The organism is Streptomyces coeruleoprunus, from assembly GCF_039542925.1.
Taxonomy (GTDB): domain Bacteria; phylum Actinomycetota; class Actinomycetes; order Streptomycetales; family Streptomycetaceae; genus Streptomyces; species Streptomyces coeruleoprunus.
The window spans coordinates 400,330-425,851 of the sequence record NZ_BAABIT010000001.1 but is presented as its reverse complement, the minus strand read 5'-3'; the positions used below and the strand labels follow the sequence as shown (position 1 = coordinate 425,851).

Genomic DNA, 25,522 nt, shown 5'->3' with positions numbered 1-25,522 from the left:
CCCGGCCGCGACTCCCGTGGAGGCTGGGACCCCTGCCGGGAGCCCCGCAGACAGTGCGACCCCGGCCGCGAGCCCCGCGACCCCGGCCGCCAGCCTCGTGGAGGCCAGCGGCCCTGAAGTCTCGGCCGGCCGTACCGGCGCCGACCCCGTGCTGTCCGTGCGGGGGCTGTCCGTGCGCTTCCGCATGCCCGGCGGCCGGTACGTCGCCGCCGTCACCGACGCGCGCTTCGACGTCGCGGCGGGGGAGTGCCTGGTCCTCGTCGGCGAGAGCGGCTGCGGCAAGTCCGTCCTCGCCTCCGCCCTCCTCGGCCTGCTGCCCGGCAACGCCGAGACCGCCGGCTCCGCCGTCGTCGACGGCACCGACCTGCTCGCCGCCGACGAACGCACCCTCGCCCGCACCGTACGGGGCCGCCGCGTCGGCCTCGTCCCACAGTCCCCGGCGGCCCACCTCACCCCGGTCCGCACCGTGCGCGCCCAGCTGGTGGAGACCCTGCGCGAACTGACCGGCACCCCGCGGGCGAAGCGCCGGGAGGCCGCCGCCACGGCCGCGGCCCGCGCCGCGTTCCCCGCCGACCACCTCGACCGCCACCCGCACGAGCTGTCCGGCGGCCTCGCCCAGCGCGCCGCGACCGCCCTCGCCCTCGTCGGCGACGCCCCGCTGCTCCTCGCCGACGAACCCACCACCGGACTCGACCGCGACCTCGTCGACCGCACCGCCGGCGAACTGCGCCGCCACGCCGACGAGGGCCACGCCCTGCTGGTGATCACCCACGACCTCGCGGCGGCCCGGCGGATCGCCGACCGGGTCGCCGTGATGTACGCGGGCCGGATCGTCGAGATCGCCGACGCCGGCCGGTTCTTCGACGGGCCGGGCCCCCGCCATCCGTACGCCCGCGGGCTGCTCGCCGCCCTGCCGGAGCGGGAGTTCACGCCCATCCCGGGCCTGCCGCCCGAGCTGGGCGACCTGCCCGGCGGCTGCGCGTTCGCCCCGCGCTGCGCCCGCGCCGGCACCGCCTGCCAGGCCCTGCCGCACTTCGCGGACGGGGTCGCCTGCCACCACCCGCACGACGCGCGGGAGGACGACCGTGCTTGAACTCCGCTCCCTCACGGCCGGGTACGACCGCCGCGCGCCCGTCCTGCGGGACGTGTCCCTCTCGGTCGCCCCCGGCGAGGCCGTCGGCCTGCTCGGCCCCAGCGGCTGCGGCAAGTCGACCCTGGCCCGGGTCGCCGCGCTGCTCCACCGCCCCGACGCCGGCACCGTCGCCGTCGACGGCGAGGAGGTACGGGGCTGGCGCCACCGCGCCCCGCGCCGGCTGCGCACCGCGATCGGCGTCGTCTTCCAGCAGCCCCGCCAGTCCGCCGACCCGCGGCTGCGGCTGTACGACCTGATCGCCGAGCCGCTGCGGGCCACCGGCCGCCGCGCCGAGGCCGCCGACCGTCTCGCCGCGCTCGCCCCGGCCGTGGGCCTCACCGCCGACCTGCTGGCGCGCCGCCCGCACGAGGTGAGCGACGGCCAGCTCCAGCGTGCCTGCCTGGCCCGGGCGCTGGCCCTGCGCCCGCGGTACCTCGTGTGCGACGAGATGACCGCCATGCTCGACGCGTCCACCACGGCCGCGCTCGTCGCCGCCGTCGAGGACTACCGCCGGGAGACCGGCGCGGGGCTGCTCGCCGTGGGCCACGACCGGGTGCTCCTGGAACGCTGGTGCGACCGCACGGTCGACTGGGCAGGATCGCCGGCATGAGCGACGACCCCCTCGACCCGGACACCGCCGGGCTCCTCGACCGGTTCACCGCCGCGCTGCGGCAGGCGCTGCCCCTGACCGCCCTCTGGGCGCACGGCTCCCTGGCCGGGGGCGACTACCGGCCCGGCCGCAGCGACCTCGACCTCGTCGCCGTGCTCCACCGGCCCTGGACGCCCGAGGAGCGGCAGCGGCTCCTCGCCCTGCACCGGCGGCTCGACGCCGACGTGCCCCTGGCGGCGAAGCTCCACTGCGCCTACGTCGCGGCCGGCGCGCTCGACGACCCGGCACGCGACCACCCGGCCTGGGCGCACCGCGAGTTGCTGCACCGCCCCGTGACCCTCGTGACGCGGCGGGAGCTGCACGCCTTCGGGCGCGTGCTGGCGGGACCGCCACCGGCGGGCGTCGTCCCTGAGGTGACGGACGGTCAACTGCACGACCACATCGTCGAGGACCTGGCCGGATACTGGCGGCCCGCCGTCGACCACGCCGACCGGTGGCTCCAGGACGTCTGGGTCGACCTGGGCCTGCTCACCCTGGCCCGCGCCCACGAGACCCTGCGCTCCGGCAGGCTCATCACCAAGGGCCAGGCCCTGGACGTCCTGGCCGCGCTCGGCGCTCCCGCCGACGTCGTCGCCGACATCCGCCGGCGCCGCTACGACGCCGACCCGGACCCCGCAACCGCGGCGTGGCGCGCCCGCCGCGCGGAGCTGACCCGGTCGTTCCTCGCCCCCGCCCTGGACGACGCCGTGCGCACCGCACGGAGCCGCCGCCTCCGCGGGTAACGGCGGGACCTCGATTCGTACCCGTTCGGCCGACACGCCGTACGGCCGTCCGGCGCCGTCACTCCGCCAGACTGGCCGCCGAATGCCGCACACCCCGTGCGGCGCCTGGCCGAGGAGGGTGACCCATGGCCGTATCCATCTCCGTCGTGCTGCTCCTGCTGATCCTGGCGGTGGTCTTCCTGCGCAGCGGTGGCCTCAAGCTCTCCCACGCGCTCGTCTGCGCCCTGCTCGGCTTCCTGCTGGCCGGTACGAGCGTCGCGCCGACCATCTACGACGGCGTCGCGGCCACCGCCGACGTCGTCAGCCGCGTCAAACCGTGACGGCCGGACGTCACGGCGCCACGAAGAGGCCGATGCCGTTGGGCACGGCGCGTTCCACCCCGCCGCTCGGATGGTTGAGCACGCGCACGCCGGCGGACCCGCCCGTGCGGGCCACCAGGGTGGACGAGCCCCCGCCGTCCAGGTTCATGCCGTCCACCGCCCCCAGGTCGCGCAGCAGCTCGGCCACTTCGACCACCGTCAGCCCGCTGCGGTAGCCCTCCCCGCCGTCCAGCGCGAGCAGCAGCAGTCGCCGGCCGCCCGCGCCGATCCCCGCGGCCGTGCGCACCGCGGACGTCACACCGTCCATGCCGCGCAGCGGCGCACCGCCCAGCAGCACCGGGAACCCGCCCACCGCGAACCGGTAGGCCACGTCCCGGCCGGCGGACACCAGCCGGTGGCTCACCTGCACCCGGTCGCCCACCGCCAGCCCGCGCAGGTGGCGCGCGCCCTCCTCGCGCCCGACCAGCACCTGCGTCCCCGGTGCGATCGCGCCCCGCCCGGGGGTCCCCGCGACGGCGACGACCCGGCCGCCGCGCACCGTCACCTCGTACGTCTCCGCGCTGCACGGCGCCCCGCGGTCGGAGTCCGTGCCGCACGTGGACCGCAGCCGGGACACCGACCCCCAGTCCTTGGTGAACACGCCGACGGACCCCACCGGCAGCGCGTACTGGTTGAGCCCGCCGAGCGGCAGCGTCCCGTCCGGTGTCGTCACCGCCCCGCGCAGGACCAGCTCACCCAGCCGGGCCCGGCCGTCCTGGTCCACGCCCAGCACCTGACGGGTGTTCGTGCCGGGCGGCAGCGAGGGACCGAAGCGCTGCGCCCGCGGCACGGCGGCCTTCAGCGCCCGCCCGCCGGCCACCGCCGGCCCCACCGGGGCACCGGTCGCCTCGACCCCCGGATGCTGAACCTCCGTCAGGTTGAAGAAGTCGCCGTTGATGCCCGCGACGGCCCCGGCACCGTCGGCCAGCCGGGACAGCGGCGCCCGCGCCGCGACCACCCCCGGGTACAACAGCCCCACGGACACCCGCGGATCGCCGAGGTCCGCCGACAGCAGATGGACCCGGGCCGTTCCCCGCGACGTCGGCAGGTCGAACACCCGGTACGTCACCCCCGCCGCGACCGCCCGTCCGGCGGACGCGGCCACCGGCGCCGGGGCGGGCGGCGGAGCCGAGGCGCGGGCGGCGGGCGGCGCCAGCACCGCGCACCCCACCAGAGCGACCAGAACGGACAGACGTCTGCGCAGCGGCAGCACGCTCACGATCCCCCCACAGGGTCAGGGCTCCTTGTTCGGTTCCCCGAAGAGCTGCCCCGCCCGGCGCGGCTACGAACCGGCGATCCGCGAACGGATCAGGAACCTTACGCCGTCCGGCGCCTCCAGTGAGAACCCGCTGCCCCGGCCCGGCACCACGTCCACGACCAGCCGGGTGTGGCTCCACACCTCGTACTGCGCCCGCGACATCCAGAACGGTACGGGCTCCGCCACCCCGTCCACCAGCAGGGACTCCAGCAGCACATCGGCGTCACCCGTGCGGAACTCACCCGCCGGGTAGCACATCGGCGCGCTGCCGTCGCAGCAGCCGCCCGACTGATGGAACATCAGCGGCCCATGGACCTCCCGCAGCCGCCGCAGCAGTCCGGCGGCTGCGGGGGTCAGCTCCACCCGCGAAGTACGTGTCATCGGTCCACCACCCGGTTCCTCGACAGCCAGTCCTGTGCGTAGTCCACGGCCTCGGCCAGCCCCATCAGCCGGGACGGGGCCGCCCCCACCGTGCCGGAGCGCACGGCGACCCGGCCCGAGCCCTCCAGGTCCGCCCCGAGCGCCCCGAAGTCCCCGTCGTCGAGGGCCACGTCCTCGTACGACCACCACCGCCTCCCCGTGGCACCGTCGCGCACCACACAGCGGTAGACGCGGCGCGGCGGCGCGGGCACCCGGTACTCGGCCAGGTGGAACGCCGAGCACACGGCGAACCCGGTGCCCAGCAGCAGGACGCGCGCCCCCAGTTCGTACAGCCGGGCGAGGGGCGAGTCCTCGCCGAGGTGGCAGTCCGCGCGGTGCCCGGAGACGACCTTCTCCGCGTACGGGCCGAGCGCCGCGAACGACGTCTGCGGGTGGGCGCTGCGCAGGGCGCCGGGCGCCGCCCGCACCAGCTCCGGCAGGATCCCCACCCCGGACGACGCCATGCTCCCCGGGTCGAACGGCTCCATCGCCGCGCGGTACGCCGCCGCCCCGGCCGCGTCCAGGCCACGCACCCGCTCCCGGTACGCCGTCGACGTGTCCGAGTTGTGCGCCGTGAACGTGGGGACGACGAGCGTGCCCTGCGGTCCGAGCGCCCCGCGCAGCGCCCGCAGCACCGCCGCGCCCCCGCCCGCCACCGGCCCCAGGGCCCGCAGCGAGGAGTGGACCAGCAGGAATCCGCCCTGCTCCACCCCCAGCGCGGACAGCTGCGCGGTCAGTCGGCGCTCGTCCATGACGGCCCATCGTAGAGGCGGAACCGCCGCCACCGGACGCCGGAAGAAGCCAAACTGCCGTTCGCGCACCGGCCTTGGAGCCAGGCTCGGGGCGGAGGTCACCGGCACAGCAGCCCGCGCAGCACCTTCTCCACCGTGCCGCCCGGATCGGCACCGCCGTCGCCGTCGCCGCCGTCGTCCCGCCACGCGACGACACCGTCCGGCCGGACCAGCAGCGCCCCGCCGCGGGCCAGACCGTGCGGCGCCGCCAGCTCCTCGTCCAGGTGGTACACCTCGACCGGCACGGACAGCCGGCGAGCGGCCTCCGCGGCCGCCTCCGACCAGGCGTCACCCTCCGGACCGACCAGCATCACGAGACCGGCCCCGTACAGGTCGAGCGTCGACACGGCGGAGGAGGACGACGCCCCGTCGGACACGTACACGTGCGGGGCGCGCGTGCCGGGCGCGCCGGAGGGCTCGGCGGCGCCGTACATCAGCACACCCGTCGGCAGCACCGGCTCGTCCGGGACGGACCCGGGTAGCCGCCAGCGTCGCCGGGCACGCGTGTACGCCTGGCGCATCGCGCGCTCGGCGGCCGGGCGCCGCTCCGCGCCGTACGTGTCCAGCAGCGCCGGTCCCGCGTCGCCGCGCAGCACGAGCGCCAGCTTCCACGCGAGGTCGTGCGCGTCCACGACGGCGGTCAGGCCGCCGAACGTGCCGGTCGGCGGCATCAGGTGGGCCGCGTCCCCGGCGAGGAACATCCGCCCCTCGCGGAAGCGGTCGGCGACCCAGGCGCCCACGGGGAACGTGGAGATCCGCCGGCCCGAGCCCGGGATCTGCTCCAGCACCTCCACGTCGAGTCCGGGCAGTCCGGTGGCCGCCCTGACCCAGGCGGCCGGATCGTGGTCCGTGCCGTCACCCGGCGGTACGGAGGTGGCGAAGAACCAGTGGAGGCCGGTGGAGTCGAGCGGGCCGAGGGTGGTGCCGGGCGCGGGGCTGTCCAGGTAGGCCATGCCGAGGGGGCGGCCGCGCAGCGCGGGGGAGAGGTCGGCGCGGAGGTGCACCGTGGCCATGTGGAAGAGCGCGCCCGGACCGGTGCGGCCGATGCCGAGCCCACGGCGTACGGGGCTGCCGGCGCCGTCCGCGGCGATCACGTAGGCGGCCCGGACCGTCTCGACCGTGCCGTCGGGGGCGCGCAGCCGCGCGGTCACCCCCTCGGGGTCCTGTTCCAGGCCGGTCAGTTCGGTGCCGAAGCGCACGTCGGCGCCGCGCCGGCACGCCTCGTCCAGGAGGACGGCCTCCAGGTCGTCCTGGCCGATGGGCACGAACGCGCAAGGGGACACCGCGCCCCCGCCGGAGCCCGGGTCGGCCTCGTCCTCGTCCTCGGTGGGCGCGAGCGGCTCATGACGCTCCGACAGGGTCCGGGCGTGCACGGACACCAGGTCGGAGACCGGGGCGGCCGGCGGGCAGCGTTCGAGGATCGCCGTCTCGGCCCCGGCCTGCCGGTACAGCTCCATGGCCCGCGGCAGCAGGCCACGCAGCCGGGGGTGGGCCAGGACGCCGTCGCGGCGCTCGGCGACCAGGCACGGTACGCCGTGCGCGCCGAGGAACAGGGCCGCCGACAGCCCGGTGAGCGAGCCGCCCACCACGAGGACCGGTACCTGCCGCATGAACCGCCTTCCCCGAAGGGCGCCGGCCCGCGCGCGGGCCGGCGCACCGGTCGCTCAGTGCTTCTGCATGTACCACGGGGGCCACAGGCGCTGGTCCCTGGACGGCGCGGCCACCTTCGGCGGCGTCACGTTCTCCGCCTTGGCCAGCCTCTTCTTCAGCTGCTCGGTCATGGGGTTCACCTCCTTCGGCTAGGGCAGGAGGAACCTCCGGTCCGGACGGAACGGAGGAGCGTGGGGGCGGCCGGCGGGGCGCCGCGGCGGATCGGCTACGCCGGGTGGGCTTCCGCCGGGCCGGCGTCCGGCTCAGGAAGAGGTGGTGACGAGGATGCCGCGCCGCACCAGGTCCGCCAGGCAGTCGTGGGCCTGCCGCAGCGCCTCGTCGCGCGGGATCTGCCCGGCGACCGCCTCGGCGTACTCGGCGGCGATGGTCTCCTCGCCGGTGCCGTCGCTCAGCTCGAAGAGGTACCAGCCGGCCAGGTTCAGCCAGTGCACCTTCGGCTTGTCCGGGGTGAAGACCATCAGGGCGCCCGCGGCCTCGACGGGGCGCGTGCGCAGGCCGGGAGCCTTGGCGTAAAGAAGGTCAGACATGGGTGTCCTCCTTCACCGGCGCGGTGGTCTCCAGTAGCCAGGTGACGAACTCCCGCCCGTGGTCGGTCAGCTCGTCCCCGCCCCGGGACAGGATCTCCTCGCCGAGGTAGTGGGCGCGTTCGGCGCCGAAGCGGTACAGCGACGGAGGGTCCTGGGCCTCCGGTCCGCCGAAACGTTCCTTCAGTTCGGGGGTCAGCCGGGTGCGCAGCGCCGCCCGGAACAGGACGAGGTGGGCGTACACGTGGAACGCGCCCAGTGCCCGGTCGAGCGCCCACTCGTTCGGGGCGACCATGGAGGCCCATTTGAGCCAGGGGACCTTGACCTTGGGGCCGTCTCCCAGGCGCTCGGGCGCGGCGAAGATGCTCGCCGAGCGCTGGATGTCGAACAGCTTCAGGTGCAGGCCCTCGTGCAGCGCCGTCTCGGCGAACCGCCACGGTGCGGCCATCCGGTTCGGCGAGAAGAACACGACGCCGGGGATGCGCCCGACGTTGCCCGCGAGGAACGTCTCGCCCTCGGTGCGCACGTCCACCACGCCCACGCCGATGTAGTGGGCCGCGACGCTCGCGCCCAGCTCGGGAAGGAGGGCCGACAGGGCGGCGAACCCGTCGTCGAGCAGGCGGGCCTGGTCCTCGGTGGGGTCGAGGAGGTCGCCGGGGACACCGCGGAGGAAGTCCCGTTCGAAGGTGTTGAGGAAGGTGCCGTCCAGCGGCGCCGTACTGCCGCGCCCGGTGCCGCAGAGCCAGGCGTCCCGGCCCGGTGAGACCCGTACGCGACGGCCCGCGGAGATGCCGGCGCCGGTGGGGGCGGCCGTGGGCCCGTGGATCCGGAGCGCGTCGGAGACGAGGCGCAGCATGGTGACGACCTCGGTCCAGGCGTCCTCGGAGAGGAAGCCCCGCTCCAGCCGGGACACGGCCTCGTCGAGCGTCACCCGCACCAGCGGGTCCTCGGTGACCGCGACCGGGATCTCCCCGGTTTCGTCACGGATGCCCGCCGTGAGGTCGGCCACCGTACGCGAGCGTTCGCAGAGCAGGTCGAGCGCGAAACGGTAGAACTCGGCGGCCTTCAGGGTGATGGCCGGGGCGTCGCTGAACTCGGGGTGTGAAGCAAGCGCACGTTCAACCGGGACGAGATCGTCGTCGTGGACGGACACGGAACCTCCTCGGTGAAAGGCTCGGCCGACGAGGCCCGATCCAACCCGGGGTGTACGGCGTGCGTCAAGAGTGCGTCGTGAGGCGGAAGTTGAGGCACCGCCTCCGTGTGACACCTGTGCCCGTCCGTACACGAGGCCCGTACACGAGGCCCGTGCGCGAGGCGCGTACGCGACCGCCGTACGGGCACCCGTGCATCTCGCGCCCGTGCGTCAGTCCGGGACGGCCCGCAGTGCGCGCGGGGCCGGCGCCGTCAGGGTGTGCAGCGCCTCCGCGGTGGTCTCGTCGCCCGGCAGGTGGACCACGATCCGCAGGTCGTCGGCCGGCAGTTCCAGCGTCTCGTACGCCAGGCGCAGCTCGCCGCCCTCCGGGTGGACCCACCGGGCGACGCCGTTCGTCGAGGGCACGCCCGGCACGGTCGCCACGCGCCGTGTGAAGGCCTCCCCGGCGGCGACCGTCAATTCGTCGACGAGCGCCGCCACGTGCGCGTCTGCCCGGAACGGCCCCTGCTTCAGCGCCGCGACCTGCTCGTCCGCGACGTGCTCCCAGTCCGGGAAGACCGTCCGGGCGCGCGGGTCGGTGAACACGAACCGCGCGAGGCTCGGCGGCGTACCGTCCAGCAGGCCGAGCGGCCCGGCCAGTCGTGCGTAGCCGTCGGTGTGCGCGAGCGCGTCCCCCAGCCGGTTGAGCAGCACGGCGGGGGTGGGTTCCATGCGGGCCAGCAGCGCCTGCACCGCGGGCCGGACGGTCAGGGACGGTCGCGGCTGCCCGCCCGTGCAGCGGAAGCCCTCGGCGGCCTTGGTGAGGCGGAAGAGGTGCACCCGTTCCGGCGTGGTCAGCTGGAGCACATCGGCCAGCGTGGACAGCACACCGGCGGAGGGGCGCCGGTCGCGCCCCTGTTCCAGCCGGGTGAGGTACTCGACGCTGACCCCCGCGAGGGTCGCCAGCTCGGCCCTGCGCAGGCCGGGTGTACGGCGGCGCGGGCCTGCCGGCAGGCCCACCGCGGCGGGTGTCACGGCCTCGCGGCGGGCCCGCAGGAACAGTCCGAGTTCGTTGTCGTGATCGCTCACGGCTCGAACGTACCAGCGGGGGCCGCGCCGAGGGTGGCCCTGCCACTACCACCCTCGGGCCGGTCTCCCTGCGGACGTGCGGCGACGGCAGGTTGGAGAGCGCGGCCGGAACCCCGGCAGCGTCCCCGCCGGATGCCGCGGAGTCGGCACCCCACAGCGAAACAGGAGCCTGTCCCATGTCCGTGTCCCCCTCCTCCGACACCTCGTCCTCCTCGGCCTCCTCGTCCTCCTCGGCCTCTCCGTCCACCCGGCCGCTGCGGCTCGCGGTGATCGTCGGGAGCGTCCGTGAGGGCCGGTTCGGACCGGTCGTCGCCCGGTGGTTCGCCGAACGGGTCCAGGACCACGGCGCGTTCACCGCCGACGTCGTCGACCTCGCCGACGGGCCGCTGCCGCTGCGGCTGCCGCCCGTCCCGCCCGCCGTCGACCCCGACATGCCCCGCCCCGACGGCATGGCCGACCTGACGCGGCGGCTGCGGGAGGCCGACGCGTTCGTGGTGCTGACCCCCGAGTACAACCGGAGCTTCCCGGCCTCCCTGAAGGCCGCCATCGACTGGCACTTCACGGAGTGGCAGGCCAAGCCCATCGGGTTCGTCGGCTACAGCGGCGGTACGGGCGGGGTGCTGGCCATCGAGCAGCTGAAGCAGGTCTTCGGCGAACTCCACGCGCACACCGTCCGCAACTACGTCTCCTTCCCGCGCTACTACCTCCTCTTCGACGAGGAGGGAAACCTGAAGCAGCCGGAGGAGCCGGCCGGCGCCGCGAAGGTCATGCTCGACGAACTGGCCTGGTGGGCCGACGCCCTCACCGCCGCGCGCAGCGAACGCCCGTACGCCGGCTGAGCCGGGGGCGCCCGTACGGCAACGCCCGCCGTCCCACGGCGGTGTCCGGTGCCACGGCTTCCCAGCAGGTCAGGACGGTGACGTCCCGCGATGTCCCGTTCCGTGGAGGCGGCGTGGGCCGGTGCGGGAGAGTCCTGGACGACCTCGGGCGGCGAGGCCCCGGCGTGGCTGCACGCCGCGGCTCCGCCCGGAAACCGAATCGGAGGGGACGAACCATGATCGGTGGGACGGTACGCCGGCGCGTCGCGGTGGGGGCCACCACGCTGGCCCTTGTGGGCGGGCTGGCCGGCGGTGTGGCGGTGGCGGACAGCGGCGGCTCGACGGCCGCCCGGGGCGCGCAGCGCACGGCCGCCGACCCGGTGGCGGCCGACGGGGCGAGGGTGGCGGAGGGCCGGGCCGACGCGCTGGGCCGCTGCCGGGTGACCGGGACGCACCCGAACCGGACGGCGGGCTACAGCTCGACGAGCACGCAGATCGTCCGCCAGGGCGCCAAGGGCAACGTGGTCAAGGAGATCCAGTGCCTCCTCGACTACTGGGGGATCTTCCCGCACGCCATCGACGGGGACTTCGGCCCGAAGACCAAGGCCGGTGTGATCGAGGCGCAGCGGCGCTGCAACATCGCGCAGGACGGCGTCGTGGGCCCGGACACGTGGTGGTGCATCCGCTGACGGTGACCGACCGGCATGTGCGGTGAGGCGCTCGCGTCCTCCTCCCGGGGAGGGCGCGAGCGCCGCGTCCTGCTCGGGCTGCCCGTCCGTCAGCTACCGGGACCCGTGCCCTCCGCGGGATCCACCGTCTCCTTGCCGCGCCGATCGAACGAGTTCACTATCGGGATCACCCACACCGCGGCGAACATCACCGCGGCGAACGTGCCCTGCCACGGTCCGCCGAGTTCCCAGGTGGCCCAGACGAGCAGGGCTCCTCCGACGAAGAGGATCAGAAACGCCGCCGCGGACAAGGCGATCAACAGCCCGAAGAGCAGCCCACCCATCCCGTGCCCCCTCATGTCGGGCTTCAGGATGGCCGTGCGGGTGGCTCCGTTCCAGTCCTCCGGCCCGGTCCGTGGGGAATCTGCGCCGGCTGCATGACATGGGCCGGTGCAAGGAGGGGACGGGTACCGCGCACCTCGTCGCAGGCCCGGAGCACACGGTCACGTCCCGCGGGCTCGGCCGCCCGGTGCCGCCGTGGTGCCCCGGACCTCCAGCGCGGGTGCGGCGAGGTGGACCCGGCCCGGGAGGTCCGGCTCGGTGAACCGGTCCAGGAGGCACTGGGCGGCGCGACGGCCCACGTCGTGGCTGGCGTTGTCGACGGTGGTCAGCCACAGGTGGCGCAGCCGGGCGAGGCTGGTGTTGTCGTAGCCGACGACCGACAGGTCCTGCGGCACGCGCAGACCGAGCCCCTCCGCGGCCGACAGCACCCCGACGGACGCGATGTCGTTCACCGCGAACACGGCGGTCGGACGCCGGGGCCCGCCGAGCAGCCGTACGGCGGCGCGGTAGCCGCCCTCCTCGGTCATGTCGCTCGGCTCCACGAGCGTTCCGTCCGCGAGACCGTGGTCCCGCATCGTCGCCTCGAAGCTGCGCCGACGCAGCTCGCCCACCGCGCCGTACCCGGCGACATGGGCGATGGTGCGGTGGCCGAGCCGGATCAGGTGCTCGGTCGCGAGCCGCGCCCCCCGCTCGTCGTCGTTGGCGACCACGTCGACCCTCGGCAGTTCCGGCTCGCGCGCCCCGGCGACGACGACCGGGATTCGCTCGGCGGCCGCGCCGAGCGCCGCCTCGTCGGGCAGGGTGCCCACGACCACCAGGCCGTCCACCTGGAGGTCCAGGAACGGGCGGGTCAGGCCCTGGCCGACGCGCCGGTTCAGCCGCCCGTCGGCCATCAGCATCTGCAGACCATTGGCGTGGAGCAGCGAGTTGAGGCCGTCGAGGAGATCCACGAACCAGGGGTTGCGGAGGTCGTTGAGGAGCACCCCGACCGTACGGGTGCGCTGCTCGCTCAGGCTGCGCGCCGCCGCGTTCGGGCGGTAGCCCAGCTCCCGCATGGCGTCCAGGACCGCCTGCCGCTTCTCGGGGCGCACCTGCTCCGAGCCGCGCAGCACCAGCGACACCAGCGACTTGGAGACACCGGCGTGCTCGGCGACGGTACGGATCGTCGGGCGCGCCGGGGTGGCGGGCCGGCGCCCCGACGGGGTCGTCTCAGGCATGGCTTTGGACCGTTCCATATCCGTCCTGCAGGGTGATCGCACTCTCGCAGAGGTGATCGAGGCTGTCAAAGGCTTGACAGGGGCCGCTGCCCGCTCCGAGGGTGGGAGGCCCCGCTGTTTGGACCGGTCCAAGAAGGTGAACGATGGAGAAGCTCGGAGTCGCGGTCGTCGGGTTCGGCTGGATGGGACGCGTACACACCCAGGCGTACGCGCGCGTGCTGCACCACTACCCGCAGCTGCTCGTGCGCCCCGAACTGGTGACGGTCGCCGAGGAGGTGCCGGGCCGGGCCGAGGCCGCCGCCGCGCAGTTCGGCTTCGCCGCGACCGCGCGGCACTGGCGGGAGGTCGCGGCGGACCCGCGCGTCCGGGCGGTCAGCATCACCGCGCCGAACTTCCTGCACCGCGAGATCGGCGTCGCGATGGCCGAGGCGGGCAAGCACATCTGGATCGAGAAGCCCGTCGGCCTCACCGCCGCCGATGCCCGCGCCGTCGCGGACGCCGTCGCCAAGTCCGGGGTGCAGGGCACGGTCGGCTTCAACTACCGCAACGCACCGGCCGTCGAAGCCGCCCGCGACCTGATCGCCGCGGGCGGGATCGGCGCCGTCACGCACGCCCGCATCCGCCTGTTCAGCGACTACGCCGCCCACCCGGAAGGTGCCCTCACCTGGCGCTACGAACGCGAGCGCGGCGGCAGCGGCGTCCTGGGCGACCTGGCCTCGCACGGCGTGGACCTCGCCCGCTTCCTGCTGGGCGAGATCGCCTCGCTGACCGCGGACACCGCCGTCTTCCTCCCCCGGCGGGCCCGGCCCAGTGGCGCCACCGCCGGCCACAGCCGCGCCACCGGCGGCGAACTCGGTGCCGTCGAGAACGAGGACTACGTCTCCTGCCTGCTGCGCTTCGCCTCCGGGGCGCGCGGCGTCCTGGAGGCCTGCCGGGTCTCCGTGGGCGAGCAGAACAACTACGGCTTCGAGGTCCACGGCACGAAGGGCGCGCTCCTCTGGGACTTCCGGCGCATGAACGAACTGGGCGTCAGCCGGGGCACCAGCTACCAGGACCAGCCCGTCAGCACCGTGTACGTCGGCCCCGGGCACGGCGAGTACGCGGCCTTCCAGCCCGGCGCGGCGTGCGCCATGGGCTACGACGACCTCAAGGTCGTCGAGGCGTACCGGTTCCTGCGCTCCATCACCGAGGACACACCCTGCGGCGCGACCCTCACGGACGCCGTGTCCAGCGCCGAGGCCCTGGACGCGATGACCCGTTCGGCGACGACGGGCACGTGGGTGCGGGTCGGGGACGCGGCCGACGCGACCTGACGGCGCCCCGCCCGCGAACGTGGGTTCGTGCCCCGGCCGCGACGAGGTGCAGGCGGCGATGCGTCAGCGGGTACCGCGGGGACCGCGGTCGCCCGGCTGACGCGGTGGCGACGGCACGCGGAGCCCGTTGCCTGCCGCGGCACATCGCCGTGATCCGGGATGAGTCGGTGAGGTCCCGAACGGACCGCACCGAGAGGATCACCGGAGGGCACCGTGGGACCTCACCGCCGAAGCCCTCGGCGACGGGATCACGGCCTGCTTGTCCGAGCCGGCCCACCGTCGCCGTGCGGCCGAACTCGCCGGCGGGATTGCGGCAGAGGACGGCGCGGCTTCGCTGCTCGCCCACATCCGCTCAGCGAGCGTCTGTTGAGTCCCCCGTGCCCCCTCACCGGCGAGGCCGGCTCGTGTCTCCAGGGGGTGCGCGGCCTCAGGGGGCGTGGAAGCTGCCGAGCCCTTCAAGGGCGAGCCGCGCCTGCCCTGGCGACACGGGCGCGGACGGCCCCGTGCAGTCCTGGCTGCTGAAGAGGGTGATGACTTGATCGGTGCCTTTGCTGATGCGGGTCAGGTTCCGGGTACCGACCCGACTGCTCATCGTGAACACTCTCACGGTGCACCGAGCCGCCTGTGCGGTGCCCGGCGCGGTGACGGTGAGGCACAGAGCCGTCGCCATCGCACCGACGCCGACAGCCGCCGCACAAGGCATCCGCGCCGTCACCGTGTGCGCCGGCGCACACGGCGTGCAGGTTCGGAGCCCGAAGTTCTCCGGGTCAGAGTGTCTTGACCGTGCCGCCGTCGATGACGTGGTCGGCGCCGTTGATGTTGCCGGCGACGTCGGAGAGAAGGAACGCGATCAGGGCCGCCACTTCCTGAGGTTCGGTCATGCGACCGGTGGTGATGCTGAAGGCTTCCGGTATCCGCCGGAGGAATTCGGCGTGTTCTGCCCCGGCTCCGGCCGCGACCTTGCCGCCGAAGCCGTCGGGGTCCTCCCAGATGGAGGTGCGGACCACTCCGGGGGAGACGGTGTTCACGCGCACACCCTGGGGCCCGAACTCCTCGGCCAGGGACTTCCCCAGCGCGGCGAGCGCCGCCTTGGCCGCGCTGTAGGCGACCGGACCGGCGGCGGGCAGCCGGGAGTTGATGGACGAGACGTTGACGACCGATCCGCCGCGTTCGATCAGGCTGGGCAGGGCCGCGCGGGTGGTGCGGACGGCGCTGAGGAGGTTGAGGTCGAGGATGCGGGTCCACCGGGTGTCGTCGGTGTCGAGGAAGCCGACGGGCTCCACGTCGTCCCCGCCACCGACGTTGTTCACCAACAGGTCGATGCCGCCCAGCTCGTCGAGGGCGCTGTCCATCAGGGTGGTGACGCCTTCGGCGGTGCTCAGGTCGGCCGACACCGTGTGGGCGCCGGTTTCCTTCAATTCGGGCGTGATGGTCCGGGCGGCGCCCACCACGCGGACGCCTTCGGCGGTGAGAGTCCGGACGGTGGCGAGTCCGATGCCCCGGCCGGCACCGGTGACGACGGCGGTCTTGGCGGTGAGGTTGAGGTTCACAACGCTCCAGTTCTTGAACTGTAAGTACAAAATATGGGCAGCAAGCACTGGCGCTCCGGGCGGAGCGAGTGCTGCGGTTCGCGTCAGAGGGAGTCGACCGTCGCGTCGATCACCCGGACCAGTCGATCAGGGCCTTCGGCGACGCGTGCCAGGAGCCGCAAGCCCACGACCGTGTTCAGCAGCAGACTCCCCAGGGCCGCGGGATCGCGTTCGGGTGCGATCTCTCCCGAACGCTGCCCTTCCTCGATCAGAGCGCGGAAGGCGTCCTCGGTCCGGGCGAACATGCGCTGGACGAGATCGGTTGCCTCCTCGTCCGTTCCGGCGATTTCGGCCGCCGCGTTGACGGCCATGCAGCCCCGGCGGTCCGGGTCGGCGAGGTCCATCTCGGCGAGAAGCCCCAGCGTCCTGCGTAGACGCGCCTTGACCGGACCGGGCTGCTCGAGCATCTCGACCAGGGCGACGGCCTGGCTGTCGCGGTAGCGGCGGAGCGCCTGCTCGAACAAGGCGCGCTTGCTGCCGAAGGTGTTGTAGAGGCTGCCCTTGCCGATGCCGAGTTCGTCGACGAGATCCTGCGGCGTGGTTCCGGCATACCCCTTTCGCCAGAACACGTCCATGGCGCGTTCAACGGCGACGTCCGGATCGAACTGCTTGGGCCTTCCCATGATCGGAACACTAGCATCGTTCTGGACCTTGAAGTCAAGAACTCGGTGACGGCCCCAGCCCGCGCGGGGCCCCGGGTGACGTGGCGTCAGGCGGGATGCGGCCGGCGCTACGGGCCTGGCCGGGCCGCGCCGCGGAAGGCCGGCAGCGCCCAGGACGGCGGCGCGGGCGGCGGGCCCACGGGCGCGGGCGCAGCCGGGCCCACCCCGGTGGAAGCGGCCCGTTGCGGCGCCGCCCCGGTCACCGCCGCGCGCAGCGCCGCCACGAACTCGCGGCAGGTCCCGTACCGGTCCTCCGGCGCCTTCGCCAGCGCCCTGGCCAGTACGGCGTCCACCGCCGCCGGCAGGTCCGGCCGCTCACCGCTCAGGGGCGGCGGCGGATCGTACTGATGGGCCCACAGCAACGCCATGTCGTCGTCCCTGCGGAACGGTGGCGCGCCCGCCAGCATCTCGTGGACGACGCAGCCCAGGCTGTACACGTCGCACCGGCCGTCCACCGGCTTGCCCGAGATCTGCTCCGGCGCCACGTAGTCGAGCGTCCCCACGAACTGGCCGACGCTCGTGAACCCGGTCAGCGACAGCGACTTCTTCGTCAGTCCGAAGTCCGTGAGGTAGACGTGCTCGGGGTGGTCGCTGTCCGTGCCCTCGGCGACCAGGACGTTGCCCGGCTTGACGTCCCGGTGCACCAGGTCGTGCGCGTGGGCCGCGTCCAGCGCCGACGCCACCTGCACGGCGATCCGCACCGCCGTGCCCACCGGCAGCGGGCCCGTGCGGTCCAGCAGGGCCCGCAGGTCGTGCCCGGGGACGTACCGCATCGCGATGTACAGGACGCCCTCCGTCTCGCCCGCCTCGAACACCGGCACGATGTGCGGATGGTCGATGGCGGCGGCCACCCGCGACTCGTGCGTGAAGCGCCGCCGGAAGGTGTCGTTGCGGGCCAGCTCGGGCGCGAGCAGCTTCAGCGCCACGGTCCGGTCCAGCCGCAGGTCCCGCGCCCGGTACACCACCGCCATGCCGCCGCGGCCGATCTCGCTCTCCACGCGGTACTGGGCGATCTGCCGCCCCACCAGACCCGACGCCCGCCCCGCGGGCAGCGCGCCGTCGTGCGCCGCCGCGGCCATCAGCCGTCACCCGCCCGTTCCCCGGGCAGCTCGGCGACCTGCGTCTCGTCCGGCCCCACCACCTGCGTCGCGTCGGGCCCCACCACCCGCGTCGTGTCCGGCGGACCGGCCGTCCGCCCCTGCTCCGGGCCCACCACGCGCGTCGGCTCGTGCCCGGCGGCCGGTGAGGCCCCGGCCTCGGGCTCCTCCCGCCCCGCCGACGCCTCCGGGGGCGACGGCGCTGCGTACGTCGTCAGCAGCGTGCCGTCGTAGTACACCCAGCGCTCGTGCTCGGCGTCGTACAGCCAGATCTCCTCGCCCTGCACGACCATGCCGATCCGCAGCCCTCCCGTCCTGCCGCGGAAGCCCTCGGTGTCCGTCCGGCCCGCCGCCAGGTCCTCCACGGCCCGCCGGTAGCGGGCCACCGACTCCTCGGCGCGAGCCAGCAGCGGCCGCGGGTCGGCGGTGCGTGCCGTGTCCCGTACGGCGGACGGGGGATCGGCCGGTACGGGCACGAGGAGCCGTCCGTCGACCCAGGCGGACCAGCCGTTGGAGCACAGGATCCGCCCCCAGTCGCCGGCCCGGTCCAGCAGCCGCACCGGCAGGAACGGGTCCAGGGGCGCCGTCGGCCGGGACGTGCCCGGCGTCTCCCACGCGGGCAGGCCCGCGCGCGGGACGACGTGGGTGGGACGGAAGTCGGGGACGGCCGGGTCCATGGCCATGGGCGGGTTCCTCCGTGCCTACTTGCGCATGATCACCGGCTCGTGGCGGCGCAGCAGCCGCATCACCACGAACCCGAGGACGACGGCGAGCGCCACCATGGCGCCCATGTCGAGCAGCCACACCGGCACGCTGTGCTCGAACAGCGGGTCCGCCGTCTTCTCGCCGGGCACGGTCCTGCCCAGGTCCACGGTCGAGGCCATCGCGGCGAACGCCCACCGCGACGGGACCAGCCACGCGAGCTGTTCGAGGACCGGGGTGCCCCGGACCGCGAGCAGCGCGCCGCAGAACACCACCTGCACGATCGCGAGGAGCACCAGCAGCGGCATGGTGACCTCCTCCTTGCGCACCAGCGCCGACACGAACAGGCCGAGCATCATCGCCGTGAACGACAGCAGCGCCACCGCCAGCGCGATCTCCACCAGGGGCGGCAGCAGCACACCCCTGCCGTCCGGCGTGCTCAGGGGCACGCCGATCAGCGCGACCAGTGTCAGCACGACGGCCTGCACCACCGTGACCAGCCCCAGGACGGTCACCTTCGACATCAGGTACGCCGACCGGGACAGGCCGACGGCCCGTTCCCTCCGGTAGATGGTCCGCTCCTTCACCAGCTCCCGCACCGCGTTGGCCGCGCCCGTCAGCACGCCGCCGACGCACAGGATGAGCAGCACGTTCAGCGTGGACTCGCGGCCGAGCCGCCCCTCGGACAGGGCGCGGGCCATGGCGCCCATCACGAACGGCAACGCGACCATGATCGCCAGGAAGGTGCGGTCGGCGCTCAGCGCGGCCGCGTACCGGCGGACGAGCGTGCGCAGCTGGGAGCCCCAGCTCTGGGCCTTCGGCGGTGGCGCCGGCGCCACCGCCGGGCCCGCCGCGGGCAGTGGGGGCCGCCGCGTGGCGGCCTCGATGTACTGGCGGTGGAACGCGGAGCGGCGGTACTCGCCGGCCCAGTCCCGGTCCCGGTCGTTCTCGAACGCCTCGAAGGCCTCCGGCCACTGCGCGAAACCGAAGAACGCCAGCGCGTCCTCCGGCGGCCCGTAGTACGCGATCCGCCCGCCGGGGGCCAGCACGAGCAGCCGGTCGCACACGTCCAGGCTGAGCACGCTGTGCGTGACGACCACGACGGTCCTGCCGTCGTCGGCCAGGCCCCGCAGCATGTGCATCACCGAGCGGTCCATGCCCGGGTCCAGGCCCGAAGTCGGCTCGTCGAGGAACAGCAGCGACGGTTTCGTCAGCAGCTCCAGCGCCACGCTGACCCGCTTGCGCTGCCCGCCCGACAGGCTGTGCACCGGCTGCCGCTCCCGCTGCTCCAGGCCCAGCTCCCGGACGACCTCGTCGACCCGTGCCTCGCGCTCCGCCCTGGCGGTGTCCTCGGGGAACCGCAGCTCGGCGGCGTACCGCAGGGCGCGCCGCACGGTCAGCTGGAGGTGCAGGATGTCGTCCTGCGGGACGAGGCCGATGCGCTGCCGCAGCTCGGCGTACTGCCGGTAGAGGTCGCGGCCGTCGTACAGGACCGTGCCCCGGTCGGCGGGGCGCAGCCCGGTCAGCGCGTTCAGCAGCGTCGACTTCCCGGCGCCGCTCGGGCCCACGACGGCCAGCAGGCACTTCTCGCCGACGGGGAACGACACCCCGTCGAGCAGCGTCCTGCGCCCGCCGTCCACGGTGACCGCGAGGTCCTGCACGTCGAGCGAGACCTCGCCCGTGTCGGTGTACTCGACGAGCCGGCCGCCGACCAGGCAGAACGCGCTGTGGCCGATGCCGACGAGGTCGTCGGCCGTCACCCGGGCCACGTCGACGCGGTCGCCGTTGAGGAACGTGCCGTTGTGGCTGCCCAGGTCGTGGATCCAGTACGTGCCGTCGGGGTGCGCCCGCAGTTCGGCGTGGTGCCGGGACACCACCAGGTCGTCGATGACCAGGTCGTTGTCGGCCGCGCGCCCGATGCGGACCGTGTGCGTCGGCAGGGGCCGCACGGAGGTGGGCCGGCGGAAGGTCCCGGTGGCGGCGGGCATGGCGACGGCGGAGGGCCGCGGCGGCTCCGGAGGCGCGGCGGGTGGTACGGCGACGTCCGGGGCTGGGGCGGCGGAGGAGGCGGGTCCGGCACCAGGGGCGGCCGGAGCAGCAGCCTCAGGGGCCGCCGGGGCCACGGGTTCCTGAGCTGCCGGAGGGGCGGGCTCAGGTGCCGAGGGAGCGGCGGCATCCGGAGCGGCCGGAGCCGCAGGCTCAGGGGCCGAGGGAGGGGCGGGCTCAGGAGCTGATGGAGCGGCGGCATCCGGAGCGGCCGGAGCCGCAGGCTCAGGGGCCGCCGGGGCCACGGGTTCCTGAGCTGCCGGAGGGGCGGGCTCAGGTGCCGAGGGAGCGGCGGCATCCGGAGCGGCCGGAGCCGCAGCTTCAGGGGCCGACGGAGTGGCGGCGCCCGGAGGGGCGGCGTTCGGCACCGCCGACACCACCGCGCTCGGCCCGTCCCCGGGTGGCCGAACCGCAGGACCGTACCCGGGCCGACCTCCCCGACCGCCACGCGCCGCCCGTCGGCGAACGTGCCGTTGGTGCTGCCCTCGTCCCGTACCGTCCAGTGTCCGCCCTCGGGCCTGAGCACCGCGTGGTGCCAGGACACCCGGGCGTCGTCCAGCGGGATGTCGCTCGCCGGATCACGCCCGATCCGGTAGACGCGGCCCGGACGCATCACGGTGGCGTCCCCGCCGACATCGAGGACCAGCTCGGGCGCGGTGGGCACCACGTGCCGCTCTCCCATGGGGGAATTTTATCTTTCCGTCCCGTTATGCGCCTGATGCGTATGGGTAGCCCAGACCCATGCCCATCGCGACGGTGAACCCGGCCACCGGGGAAACCCTGAGGACCTTCGACCCGCTCGACGCCGCCGGTGTGGAGCGGCGCGTCGCCGCCGCGGACGCGGCCTTCCGGCGCTACCGCACCACGTCGTTCGCGGAGCGCGCCGCGCTGCTGCGCCACGCCGCCGACCTGCTGGAACAGGACGAGGAGAGCGTTGCCCGCGTGGTCACCACCGAGATGGGGAAGCCCCTCGCGGCGGCCCGCGCGGAGGCGGCCAAGTGCGTGAAGGCGATGCGCTGGTACGCCGCCAACGCCGAGCGGCTCCTCGCCGACGAGCACCCCGACGAGGCCGACGTCCGGGACGCCGGCGCGGCCACCGCCCGCGTGCACTACCGGCCGCTGGGCCCCGTCCTGGCCGTGATGCCGTGGAACTTCCCGCTGTGGCAGGTCGTGCGGTTCGCCGCGCCCGCGCTGATGGCCGGCAACACGGGCCTGCTCAAGCACGCGTCGAACGTGCCGCAGACCGCCCTCTACCTGGAGGACCTCTTCCGCAGGGCCGGCTACCCGGAGGGCGTCTTCCAGACGCTGCTGATCGGCTCGGACGCCGTCGAGGGCGTCCTGCGAGACCCGCGCGTCGCCGCCGCCACCCTCACCGGAAGCGAGGGCGCCGGCCGGTCCGTCGCCTCCGTGGCGGGCGACGAGGTCAAGAAGACCGTCCTCGAACTGGGCGGCAGCGACCCGTACATCGTGATGCCTTCCGCCGACCTGGAGCGGGCCGCCGCCACCGCCGTGACCGCGCGCGCCCAGAACAACGGCCAGTCCTGCATCGCCGCCAAGCGGTTCATCGTGCACGCCGACGTGTACGACGCGTTCACCGACCGGTTCACGGCCGGGATGGCCGCCCTCACCGTCGGCGACCCCATGGCCGACTCCACCGACGTCGGACCCCTCGCCAGCGAGCGCGGCCGGGCCGACCTGGAGGAACTCGTCGACGACGCGGTGGCCCGCGGCGCGACCGTACGCTGCGGCGGCGCCCGCCCCGATGGCCTGGAGCGCGGCTGGTACTACGCGCCCACCGTGCTCACCGGCGTCACGCCCGCCATGCGCATCCACCGGGAGGAGGCGTTCGGCCCCGTCGCCGCGGTCTACCGGGTGAGCGGCCGCGACGAGGCGGTGGAGCTGGCCAACGACTCGCCGTTCGGGCTCAGCTCCAACGTGTGGACCCGCGACGACTCGGACGTGGAGCACTTCGTACGGGACCTGGAGGCCGGCGGCGTGTACGTGAACGGCATGACCGCCTCGCACCCGGCACTGCCGTTCGGCGGCGTGAAGCGCTCCGGGTACGGGCGGGAGCTGTCGGGCCACGGCATCAGGGAGTTCTGCAACGCGACGACCGTGTGGCGGGCGGCCGGGTCCTGAGGCGTACGCGCCTAGAGCGGGACCACCACCTCGTCCTCCGGCGGCGGGGGCGGCGGCGTTCCGTCGCCGAAGGGGCGCCCGCCCAGTTCGTCGCGGTGGTGCGGCCTGCGCCAGCCCCGCAGATCCGGTCCGCGCGGCACGATCCGCGTCGGGTTGATGTGCTCGTGGACCTGGTAGTAGTGCCGCTTTATATGGTCGAAGTCCACGGTGTCGCCGAACCCCGGCGTCTGGAACAGGTCCCGGGCGTACGCCCACAACACCCGGTCCTCGGTCAGCTTGTTGCGGTTGCACTTGAAGTGGCCGTGGTACACGGCGTCGAACCGCACCAGTGTGGTGAACAGCCGGATGTCGGCCTCCGTGATGGTGTCGCCCATCAGGTAGCGCTGCCCCGCCAGATGGTCCGACACCTGGTCGAGCCGGGCGAACAGCTTGCCGTACGCCTCGTCGTACGCCTCCTGCGTACCGGCGAAACCGGCCTCGTAGACGCCGTTGTTGATGTCACGGAAGATGCCGTCCATCCGGTCGTCCATCTCGTCGCGCAGGTGCTCCGGATACAGGTCGGGTGCGCCCTCCCGGTGCAGCGCGGTCCACTCCGTCTCCAGGTCCAGCGTGATGCGCAGGTAGTCGTTGGTCACGAGAAGGCCGCTCGGGACGTCCACCACCGCCGGCACGCTCACCCCGTCCGGGTGGCCCCGCTCGCGCGCGTCGTACGCCTCGCTGAGGAACCGGATGCCGAGGACCGGGTCCCGGCCGTCCGGGTCCAGTGTGAACCGCCAGCTCCGCTCGTCCTGGATCGGGTCGGCGACCGCCAGCGACAGCGCCCCCTCCAGCCCCAGCAGCCTGCGCACCACCAGCGAACGGCTCGCCCACGGGCACGCCCGGCTCACGACCAGCCGGTACCGTCCGGCCTCCACCGGCCATCCGTCCCGCCCGTCCGCGGTGATCCGGTCCGTGAAGTGGCTCGCGCTGCGCCTGAACCGCCCGTCGTCGTTCATGGGCCCCGGGTACCCGGCAGGACCCGGCGGTCACCTGCCTCCGTGAGCCGTGAGCCGTGAGCCGTGAGCCGTGAGCCGTGAGCCGTGAGCCGTGAGCCGTGAGGCGGAGGGCGTGAGGCGTCAGGCGGCCTCGTGCCACCGGCAGCGCAGGGCGGCCGTGGCGAAGCCCGGCCCGTAGGCCACCACCACACCGGGGGCGCCGTCGCGCGGGGGCGCCGCGTGGACGCGCTCCAGGACGCGCAGCACGCTGACGCCGCCCAGGTTGCCCTCGTCCGACAGGGTCTCGCGGGAGTGCCGGGCGTCGTGCTCGCTCAGCCCGAGCGCGCCCGCCGTGTCCGCGATGATGCGCAGACTGCCCGGGTGGATGACGCCGAACTCCGTGGGCCGGCCCCCGAGCCAGTCCAGCAGTGCCGGCAGCACGTCGTCGGCGGCGGTCAGCGCCGACTTCGTGGACTCGAAGTGGAAGCCGTCCCCGGCGATCCGGCCGGAGTACCGGTCGACACTGTCCGGCAGCACGTACTCGAACGAGGCCTCGGGCCCGTCGATCACCAGGCCCGGCCCGAGCGGCTGTGAGGAGACGACGGCCGCCCCGGCCGAGTCGCCGAACAGCGCCTTGTAGATCATCGCCTCGATGCCGGTGTCGGCGTGGTTGTACACACTGGAGATCACCTCCGCCGCGACCACCAGGACCCGGCTGCCGGGTCTGGCCGCCACCAGGTCGCACGCCCGGATGAGCGCCTGCGTACCGCCCGCGCAGGCCAGCGTGGTCAGCGCGACGCGCCGCACGGTCGGCCGCAGCCCCAGCCGTTCGACGAGTGCCACGTCCAGGTTCGGCACGGCCCAGCCGGTCGAGTGCGTGGTCACGATCGCGTCGACGTCCCCGGTGGTGAGCCCCGCCGCGGTCAGCGCCCGTCCTGCGGCCGCCGCCGCCATGGCGAGCGCGTCGTCGAACGCGGCGCGGGCCCGCTCGCCGATCCCCGCGCCGCCGGACACCGTCGGGGCGCCGAGCGGACGCGTGAAGTACCGGGTCTGCACCCCGCAGTTGCGGACCACCCGCCGGATCGCCGCGAGCCGCGGGTGGTCCGGGTGGCGGGCCGCGATGTCGTCGACGACGTCCTCCGTGCTCACCTTGTGGTCCGGGAGGACGATGTGCGGTCGGGAGACATGGAAGGACATGAAACCTCCGGCGGAAGGGCGGGGGCAGCTCGAACGGCGATTCGGACGTCGTGTTTTGGCCACAACTTACGTCACCGTGACCGGTATCCGCGCCCCTCGATGCGCCCCTGCGCCCCGGGTGTGCCCTGCCGTCAGCCCTCGGTGCGGGCGCGCAGCGGCCTGATACGGGCGTGCCGCCGGTGCTCACCGGGGTGGAACACCAGAATGATCATGCGTGCCCCGGGGGCCGCCATGGGCTCCGCCGCGCACATCGTCACCCAGCCCGGCCCCAGCTCCGCGTGGTTCAACGGCCGCTCGTCACCGTCCGGGTGGATGTACGCGCTCGCCGACTCGTAGACCCGGGAGGCCACGGGATCGGCCAGCACCTCCTTCTCGATCTGCGCCAGCGTCTGGTCGTCCGGGTCCGCCGCCAGCGCCGCCCGCAGCTGCGGCAGTACCAGGGGCGCCCAGGCCGTCTCCCAGTTGCACAGCACCTTCCGCGCCTCGGGCTCCACCGCCATCCACCGCATCGTGTTGGTGGGCACCCTGCGGCCCGGGAACATCGCCGCGAAGTGCACGTTGTGCGCCAGCAGGTTCCAGGAGCGGTCGTTGACGTACGCCATGTGGGAGATGCCGGCCAGCGCCTCCTGCCACACGCCCGGCACCTCCTCGCCGGACGCCGAGTTCAGCGGGTGCGGCGGGTCCTGGCCCAGCGCGTACCGCCACAGCGCGATCCACTCCTGCTCGTTCATCCCGAGGAGCCGCGCCACGTCCTGCAGCAGGTCGACCGGCGGGTTCGGGTAGCGGCCCGACTCCAGCCGCCCGTACGTGTCCGGGGCCCGGTGCAGCAGCTGGTCGATCTGCGCCTGCGACAGACCCGGCGCGCGCCGCCCCTGCCGGGTCGGGCGCGACAGCCCGTGGCTCTCGGGCGTGATCAGGGCGCGGCGTTCCCGCAGCAGAAAGCGCAGTGCGACCTTGTCCATGACGGTCTCTTCCCCCAGGAGGACGGCC

Annotated in this window: 26 protein-coding genes and 1 pseudogene; 8 read left to right on the top strand and 19 right to left on the bottom strand. The window is 74.3% G+C overall.

The annotated features are described in order from the left end of the window. Positions 1-184: 184 nt before the first annotated feature. The 4 genes from ABEB09_RS02015 to ABEB09_RS02000 all read left to right on the top strand — a co-directional run bounded on the left by ABEB09_RS02015 (position 185) and on the right by ABEB09_RS02000 (position 2,844). Positions 185-1,093 (top strand): ABC transporter ATP-binding protein, encoded by a 909-nt coding sequence (locus ABEB09_RS02015; RefSeq protein ID WP_345693814.1) that lies wholly within the window; start codon positions 185-187, stop codon positions 1,091-1,093. Then, a complete protein-coding gene (locus ABEB09_RS02010; protein ID WP_345686439.1) occupies positions 1,086-1,742 on the top strand; it encodes an ABC transporter ATP-binding protein in 657 nt (218 codons plus the stop codon). Before ABEB09_RS02015 ends, ABEB09_RS02010 begins: the two co-directional genes overlap by 8 nt. Next, positions 1,739-2,524, top strand: coding sequence for a nucleotidyltransferase domain-containing protein (locus tag ABEB09_RS02005; RefSeq protein ID WP_345686437.1), 786 nt, complete (start codon positions 1,739-1,741; stop codon positions 2,522-2,524). Before ABEB09_RS02010 ends, ABEB09_RS02005 begins: the two co-directional genes overlap by 4 nt. A 125-nt stretch (positions 2,525-2,649) precedes the next feature. Next, positions 2,650-2,844, top strand: a complete 195-nt coding sequence (locus ABEB09_RS02000; protein WP_345686435.1) for a hypothetical protein — start codon at positions 2,650-2,652, stop codon at positions 2,842-2,844. Positions 2,845-2,854: 10 nt separating this feature from the next. Here the strand turns inward: ABEB09_RS02000 and ABEB09_RS01995 are convergent, their stop codons facing one another. The 8 genes from ABEB09_RS01995 to ABEB09_RS01965 form a co-directional block, all read right to left on the bottom strand. Then, entirely contained in the window at positions 2,855-4,102 is a 1,248-nt protein-coding gene (locus tag ABEB09_RS01995; protein ID WP_380841400.1) for a phosphodiester glycosidase family protein, read from the bottom strand. A gap of 63 nt (positions 4,103-4,165) precedes the next feature. Further along, positions 4,166-4,522 carry a DUF779 domain-containing protein gene (locus ABEB09_RS01990; protein WP_345686433.1) on the bottom strand — a complete coding sequence of 119 codons (357 nt, stop codon included), beginning with the start codon at positions 4,520-4,522 and terminating at the stop codon, positions 4,166-4,168. Continuing rightward, positions 4,519-5,313: an AAC(3) family N-acetyltransferase gene (locus ABEB09_RS01985; RefSeq protein WP_345686431.1), complete on the bottom strand. Its 795-nt coding sequence runs from the start codon at positions 5,311-5,313 to the stop codon at positions 4,519-4,521. The genes ABEB09_RS01990 and ABEB09_RS01985 overlap by 4 nt, the downstream gene beginning before the upstream one ends. Before the next feature lie 98 nt (positions 5,314-5,411). After that, positions 5,412-6,962 (bottom strand): FAD-dependent monooxygenase, encoded by a 1,551-nt coding sequence (locus ABEB09_RS01980; protein WP_345686429.1) that lies wholly within the window; start codon positions 6,960-6,962, stop codon positions 5,412-5,414. A gap of 54 nt (positions 6,963-7,016) precedes the next feature. Then, positions 7,017-7,133, bottom strand: coding sequence for an LWPPW motif RiPP peptide (locus ABEB09_RS35105; RefSeq protein WP_463657520.1), 117 nt, complete (start codon positions 7,131-7,133; stop codon positions 7,017-7,019). Between the two features lie 132 nt (positions 7,134-7,265). Continuing rightward, positions 7,266-7,550 carry a PqqD family peptide modification chaperone gene (locus ABEB09_RS01975; RefSeq protein ID WP_345686427.1) on the bottom strand — a complete coding sequence of 95 codons (285 nt, stop codon included), beginning with the start codon at positions 7,548-7,550 and terminating at the stop codon, positions 7,266-7,268. Beyond that, positions 7,543-8,700 (bottom strand): aKG-HExxH-type peptide beta-hydroxylase, encoded by a 1,158-nt coding sequence (locus ABEB09_RS01970; RefSeq protein WP_345686425.1) that lies wholly within the window; start codon positions 8,698-8,700, stop codon positions 7,543-7,545. Before ABEB09_RS01970 ends, ABEB09_RS01975 begins: the two co-directional genes overlap by 8 nt. A gap of 210 nt (positions 8,701-8,910) precedes the next feature. Further along, entirely contained in the window at positions 8,911-9,768 is an 858-nt protein-coding gene (locus ABEB09_RS01965) for a helix-turn-helix domain-containing protein (RefSeq protein ID WP_345686423.1), read from the bottom strand. A 176-nt stretch (positions 9,769-9,944) separates the two neighbouring features. On the opposite strand from ABEB09_RS01965, the gene ABEB09_RS01960 reads away from it, so the two are divergent. Beyond that, positions 9,945-10,607 carry an NADPH-dependent FMN reductase gene (locus tag ABEB09_RS01960; RefSeq protein WP_345686421.1) on the top strand — a complete coding sequence of 221 codons (663 nt, stop codon included), beginning with the start codon at positions 9,945-9,947 and terminating at the stop codon, positions 10,605-10,607. Positions 10,608-10,822: 215 nt separating this feature from the next. After that, complete coding sequence (locus ABEB09_RS01955; protein ID WP_345686419.1) at positions 10,823-11,275, top strand: peptidoglycan-binding domain-containing protein; 453 nt, start codon at positions 10,823-10,825, stop codon at positions 11,273-11,275. A gap of 89 nt (positions 11,276-11,364) precedes the next feature. Here ABEB09_RS01955 and ABEB09_RS01950 read toward each other — a convergent pair whose 3' ends face one another. Both ABEB09_RS01950 and ABEB09_RS01945 read right to left on the bottom strand, forming a co-directional pair. Next, positions 11,365-11,598 carry a hypothetical protein gene (locus ABEB09_RS01950; protein WP_345686417.1) on the bottom strand — a complete coding sequence of 78 codons (234 nt, stop codon included), beginning with the start codon at positions 11,596-11,598 and terminating at the stop codon, positions 11,365-11,367. Between the two features lie 159 nt (positions 11,599-11,757). Further along, entirely contained in the window at positions 11,758-12,813 is a 1,056-nt protein-coding gene (locus ABEB09_RS01945) for a LacI family DNA-binding transcriptional regulator (RefSeq protein WP_345686415.1), read from the bottom strand. A gap of 143 nt (positions 12,814-12,956) precedes the next feature. On the opposite strand from ABEB09_RS01945, the gene ABEB09_RS01940 reads away from it, so the two are divergent. Further along, positions 12,957-14,126: a Gfo/Idh/MocA family protein gene (locus ABEB09_RS01940; RefSeq protein ID WP_345686413.1), complete on the top strand. Its 1,170-nt coding sequence runs from the start codon at positions 12,957-12,959 to the stop codon at positions 14,124-14,126. 427 nt (positions 14,127-14,553) lie between these two features. Here the strand turns inward: ABEB09_RS01940 and ABEB09_RS01935 are convergent, their stop codons facing one another. The 6 genes and pseudogenes from ABEB09_RS01935 to ABEB09_RS01910 form a co-directional block, all read right to left on the bottom strand. Then, positions 14,554-14,718 (bottom strand): hypothetical protein, encoded by a 165-nt coding sequence (locus ABEB09_RS01935; protein WP_345686411.1) that lies wholly within the window; start codon positions 14,716-14,718, stop codon positions 14,554-14,556. 175 nt (positions 14,719-14,893) lie between these two features. After that, positions 14,894-15,676 carry an oxidoreductase gene (locus ABEB09_RS01930; protein WP_345686409.1) on the bottom strand — a complete coding sequence of 261 codons (783 nt, stop codon included), beginning with the start codon at positions 15,674-15,676 and terminating at the stop codon, positions 14,894-14,896. A gap of 83 nt (positions 15,677-15,759) precedes the next feature. Further along, positions 15,760-16,338 (bottom strand): TetR/AcrR family transcriptional regulator, encoded by a 579-nt coding sequence (locus ABEB09_RS01925; RefSeq protein WP_345686407.1) that lies wholly within the window; start codon positions 16,336-16,338, stop codon positions 15,760-15,762. Positions 16,339-16,445: 107 nt separating this feature from the next. After that, on the bottom strand, positions 16,446-17,456 hold the full coding sequence (locus ABEB09_RS01920; RefSeq protein WP_345686405.1) for a serine/threonine-protein kinase: 1,011 nt from the start codon (positions 17,454-17,456) through the stop codon (positions 16,446-16,448). Further along, positions 17,456-18,151 carry a hypothetical protein gene (locus tag ABEB09_RS01915; protein ID WP_380841444.1) on the bottom strand — a complete coding sequence of 232 codons (696 nt, stop codon included), beginning with the start codon at positions 18,149-18,151 and terminating at the stop codon, positions 17,456-17,458. Before ABEB09_RS01915 ends, ABEB09_RS01920 begins: the two co-directional genes overlap by 1 nt. Before the next feature lie 24 nt (positions 18,152-18,175). Next, positions 18,176-20,904: pseudogene (locus ABEB09_RS01910) on the bottom strand (ABC transporter ATP-binding protein/permease). Positions 20,905-20,963: 59 nt separating this feature from the next. Between ABEB09_RS01910 and ABEB09_RS01905 the strand changes: the two are divergent. Continuing rightward, a complete protein-coding gene (locus tag ABEB09_RS01905) occupies positions 20,964-22,361 on the top strand; it encodes an NADP-dependent succinic semialdehyde dehydrogenase (RefSeq protein ID WP_345686401.1) in 1,398 nt (465 codons plus the stop codon). 11 nt (positions 22,362-22,372) lie between these two features. Here ABEB09_RS01905 and ABEB09_RS01900 read toward each other — a convergent pair whose 3' ends face one another. From ABEB09_RS01900 to ABEB09_RS01890, 3 genes are all read right to left on the bottom strand, one after another. Further along, positions 22,373-23,356 carry a glutathione S-transferase family protein gene (locus ABEB09_RS01900; RefSeq protein ID WP_345686399.1) on the bottom strand — a complete coding sequence of 328 codons (984 nt, stop codon included), beginning with the start codon at positions 23,354-23,356 and terminating at the stop codon, positions 22,373-22,375. A 120-nt stretch (positions 23,357-23,476) separates the two neighbouring features. Further along, complete coding sequence (locus ABEB09_RS01895) at positions 23,477-24,532, bottom strand: PhlD (RefSeq protein ID WP_345686397.1); 1,056 nt, start codon at positions 24,530-24,532, stop codon at positions 23,477-23,479. Between the two features lie 131 nt (positions 24,533-24,663). Then, positions 24,664-25,494, bottom strand: coding sequence for an MmyB family transcriptional regulator (locus ABEB09_RS01890; protein WP_345686395.1), 831 nt, complete (start codon positions 25,492-25,494; stop codon positions 24,664-24,666). Positions 25,495-25,522: the final 28 nt, after the last annotated feature.

What these genes read in the sequence shown, in the direction of transcription:
- ABEB09_RS02015 (WP_345693814.1), top strand. Translation starts at nt 185, where the DNA reads ATGCCCGGCGGCCGGTACGTCGCCGCCGTCACCGACGCGCGCTTCGAC.
- ABEB09_RS02005 (WP_345686437.1), top strand. Translation starts at nt 1,739, where the DNA reads ATGAGCGACGACCCCCTCGACCCGGACACCGCCGGGCTCCTCGACCGG.
- ABEB09_RS02000 (WP_345686435.1), top strand. Translation starts at nt 2,650, where the DNA reads ATGGCCGTATCCATCTCCGTCGTGCTGCTCCTGCTGATCCTGGCGGTG.
- ABEB09_RS01990 (WP_345686433.1), bottom strand. Translation starts at nt 4,522, where the DNA reads ATGACACGTACTTCGCGGGTGGAGCTGACCCCCGCAGCCGCCGGACTG.
- ABEB09_RS01985 (WP_345686431.1), bottom strand. Translation starts at nt 5,313, where the DNA reads ATGGACGAGCGCCGACTGACCGCGCAGCTGTCCGCGCTGGGGGTGGAG.
- ABEB09_RS01980 (WP_345686429.1), bottom strand. Translation starts at nt 6,962, where the DNA reads ATGCGGCAGGTACCGGTCCTCGTGGTGGGCGGCTCGCTCACCGGGCTG.
- ABEB09_RS35105 (WP_463657520.1), bottom strand. Translation starts at nt 7,133, where the DNA reads ATGACCGAGCAGCTGAAGAAGAGGCTGGCCAAGGCGGAGAACGTGACG.
- ABEB09_RS01975 (WP_345686427.1), bottom strand. Translation starts at nt 7,550, where the DNA reads ATGTCTGACCTTCTTTACGCCAAGGCTCCCGGCCTGCGCACGCGCCCC.
- ABEB09_RS01960 (WP_345686421.1), top strand. Translation starts at nt 9,945, where the DNA reads ATGTCCGTGTCCCCCTCCTCCGACACCTCGTCCTCCTCGGCCTCCTCG.
- ABEB09_RS01955 (WP_345686419.1), top strand. Translation starts at nt 10,823, where the DNA reads ATGATCGGTGGGACGGTACGCCGGCGCGTCGCGGTGGGGGCCACCACG.
- ABEB09_RS01950 (WP_345686417.1), bottom strand. Translation starts at nt 11,598, where the DNA reads ATGGGTGGGCTGCTCTTCGGGCTGTTGATCGCCTTGTCCGCGGCGGCG.
- ABEB09_RS01945 (WP_345686415.1), bottom strand. Translation starts at nt 12,813, where the DNA reads ATGCCTGAGACGACCCCGTCGGGGCGCCGGCCCGCCACCCCGGCGCGC.
- ABEB09_RS01940 (WP_345686413.1), top strand. Translation starts at nt 12,957, where the DNA reads ATGGAGAAGCTCGGAGTCGCGGTCGTCGGGTTCGGCTGGATGGGACGC.
- ABEB09_RS01935 (WP_345686411.1), bottom strand. Translation starts at nt 14,718, where the DNA reads ATGAGCAGTCGGGTCGGTACCCGGAACCTGACCCGCATCAGCAAAGGC.
- ABEB09_RS01925 (WP_345686407.1), bottom strand. Translation starts at nt 16,338, where the DNA reads ATGGGAAGGCCCAAGCAGTTCGATCCGGACGTCGCCGTTGAACGCGCC.
- ABEB09_RS01920 (WP_345686405.1), bottom strand. Translation starts at nt 17,456, where the DNA reads ATGGCCGCGGCGGCGCACGACGGCGCGCTGCCCGCGGGGCGGGCGTCG.
- ABEB09_RS01915 (WP_380841444.1), bottom strand. Translation starts at nt 18,151, where the DNA reads ATGGACCCGGCCGTCCCCGACTTCCGTCCCACCCACGTCGTCCCGCGC.
- ABEB09_RS01905 (WP_345686401.1), top strand. Translation starts at nt 20,964, where the DNA reads ATGCCCATCGCGACGGTGAACCCGGCCACCGGGGAAACCCTGAGGACC.
- ABEB09_RS01900 (WP_345686399.1), bottom strand. Translation starts at nt 23,356, where the DNA reads ATGAACGACGACGGGCGGTTCAGGCGCAGCGCGAGCCACTTCACGGAC.
- ABEB09_RS01895 (WP_345686397.1), bottom strand. Translation starts at nt 24,532, where the DNA reads ATGTCCTTCCATGTCTCCCGACCGCACATCGTCCTCCCGGACCACAAG.
- ABEB09_RS01890 (WP_345686395.1), bottom strand. Translation starts at nt 25,494, where the DNA reads ATGGACAAGGTCGCACTGCGCTTTCTGCTGCGGGAACGCCGCGCCCTG.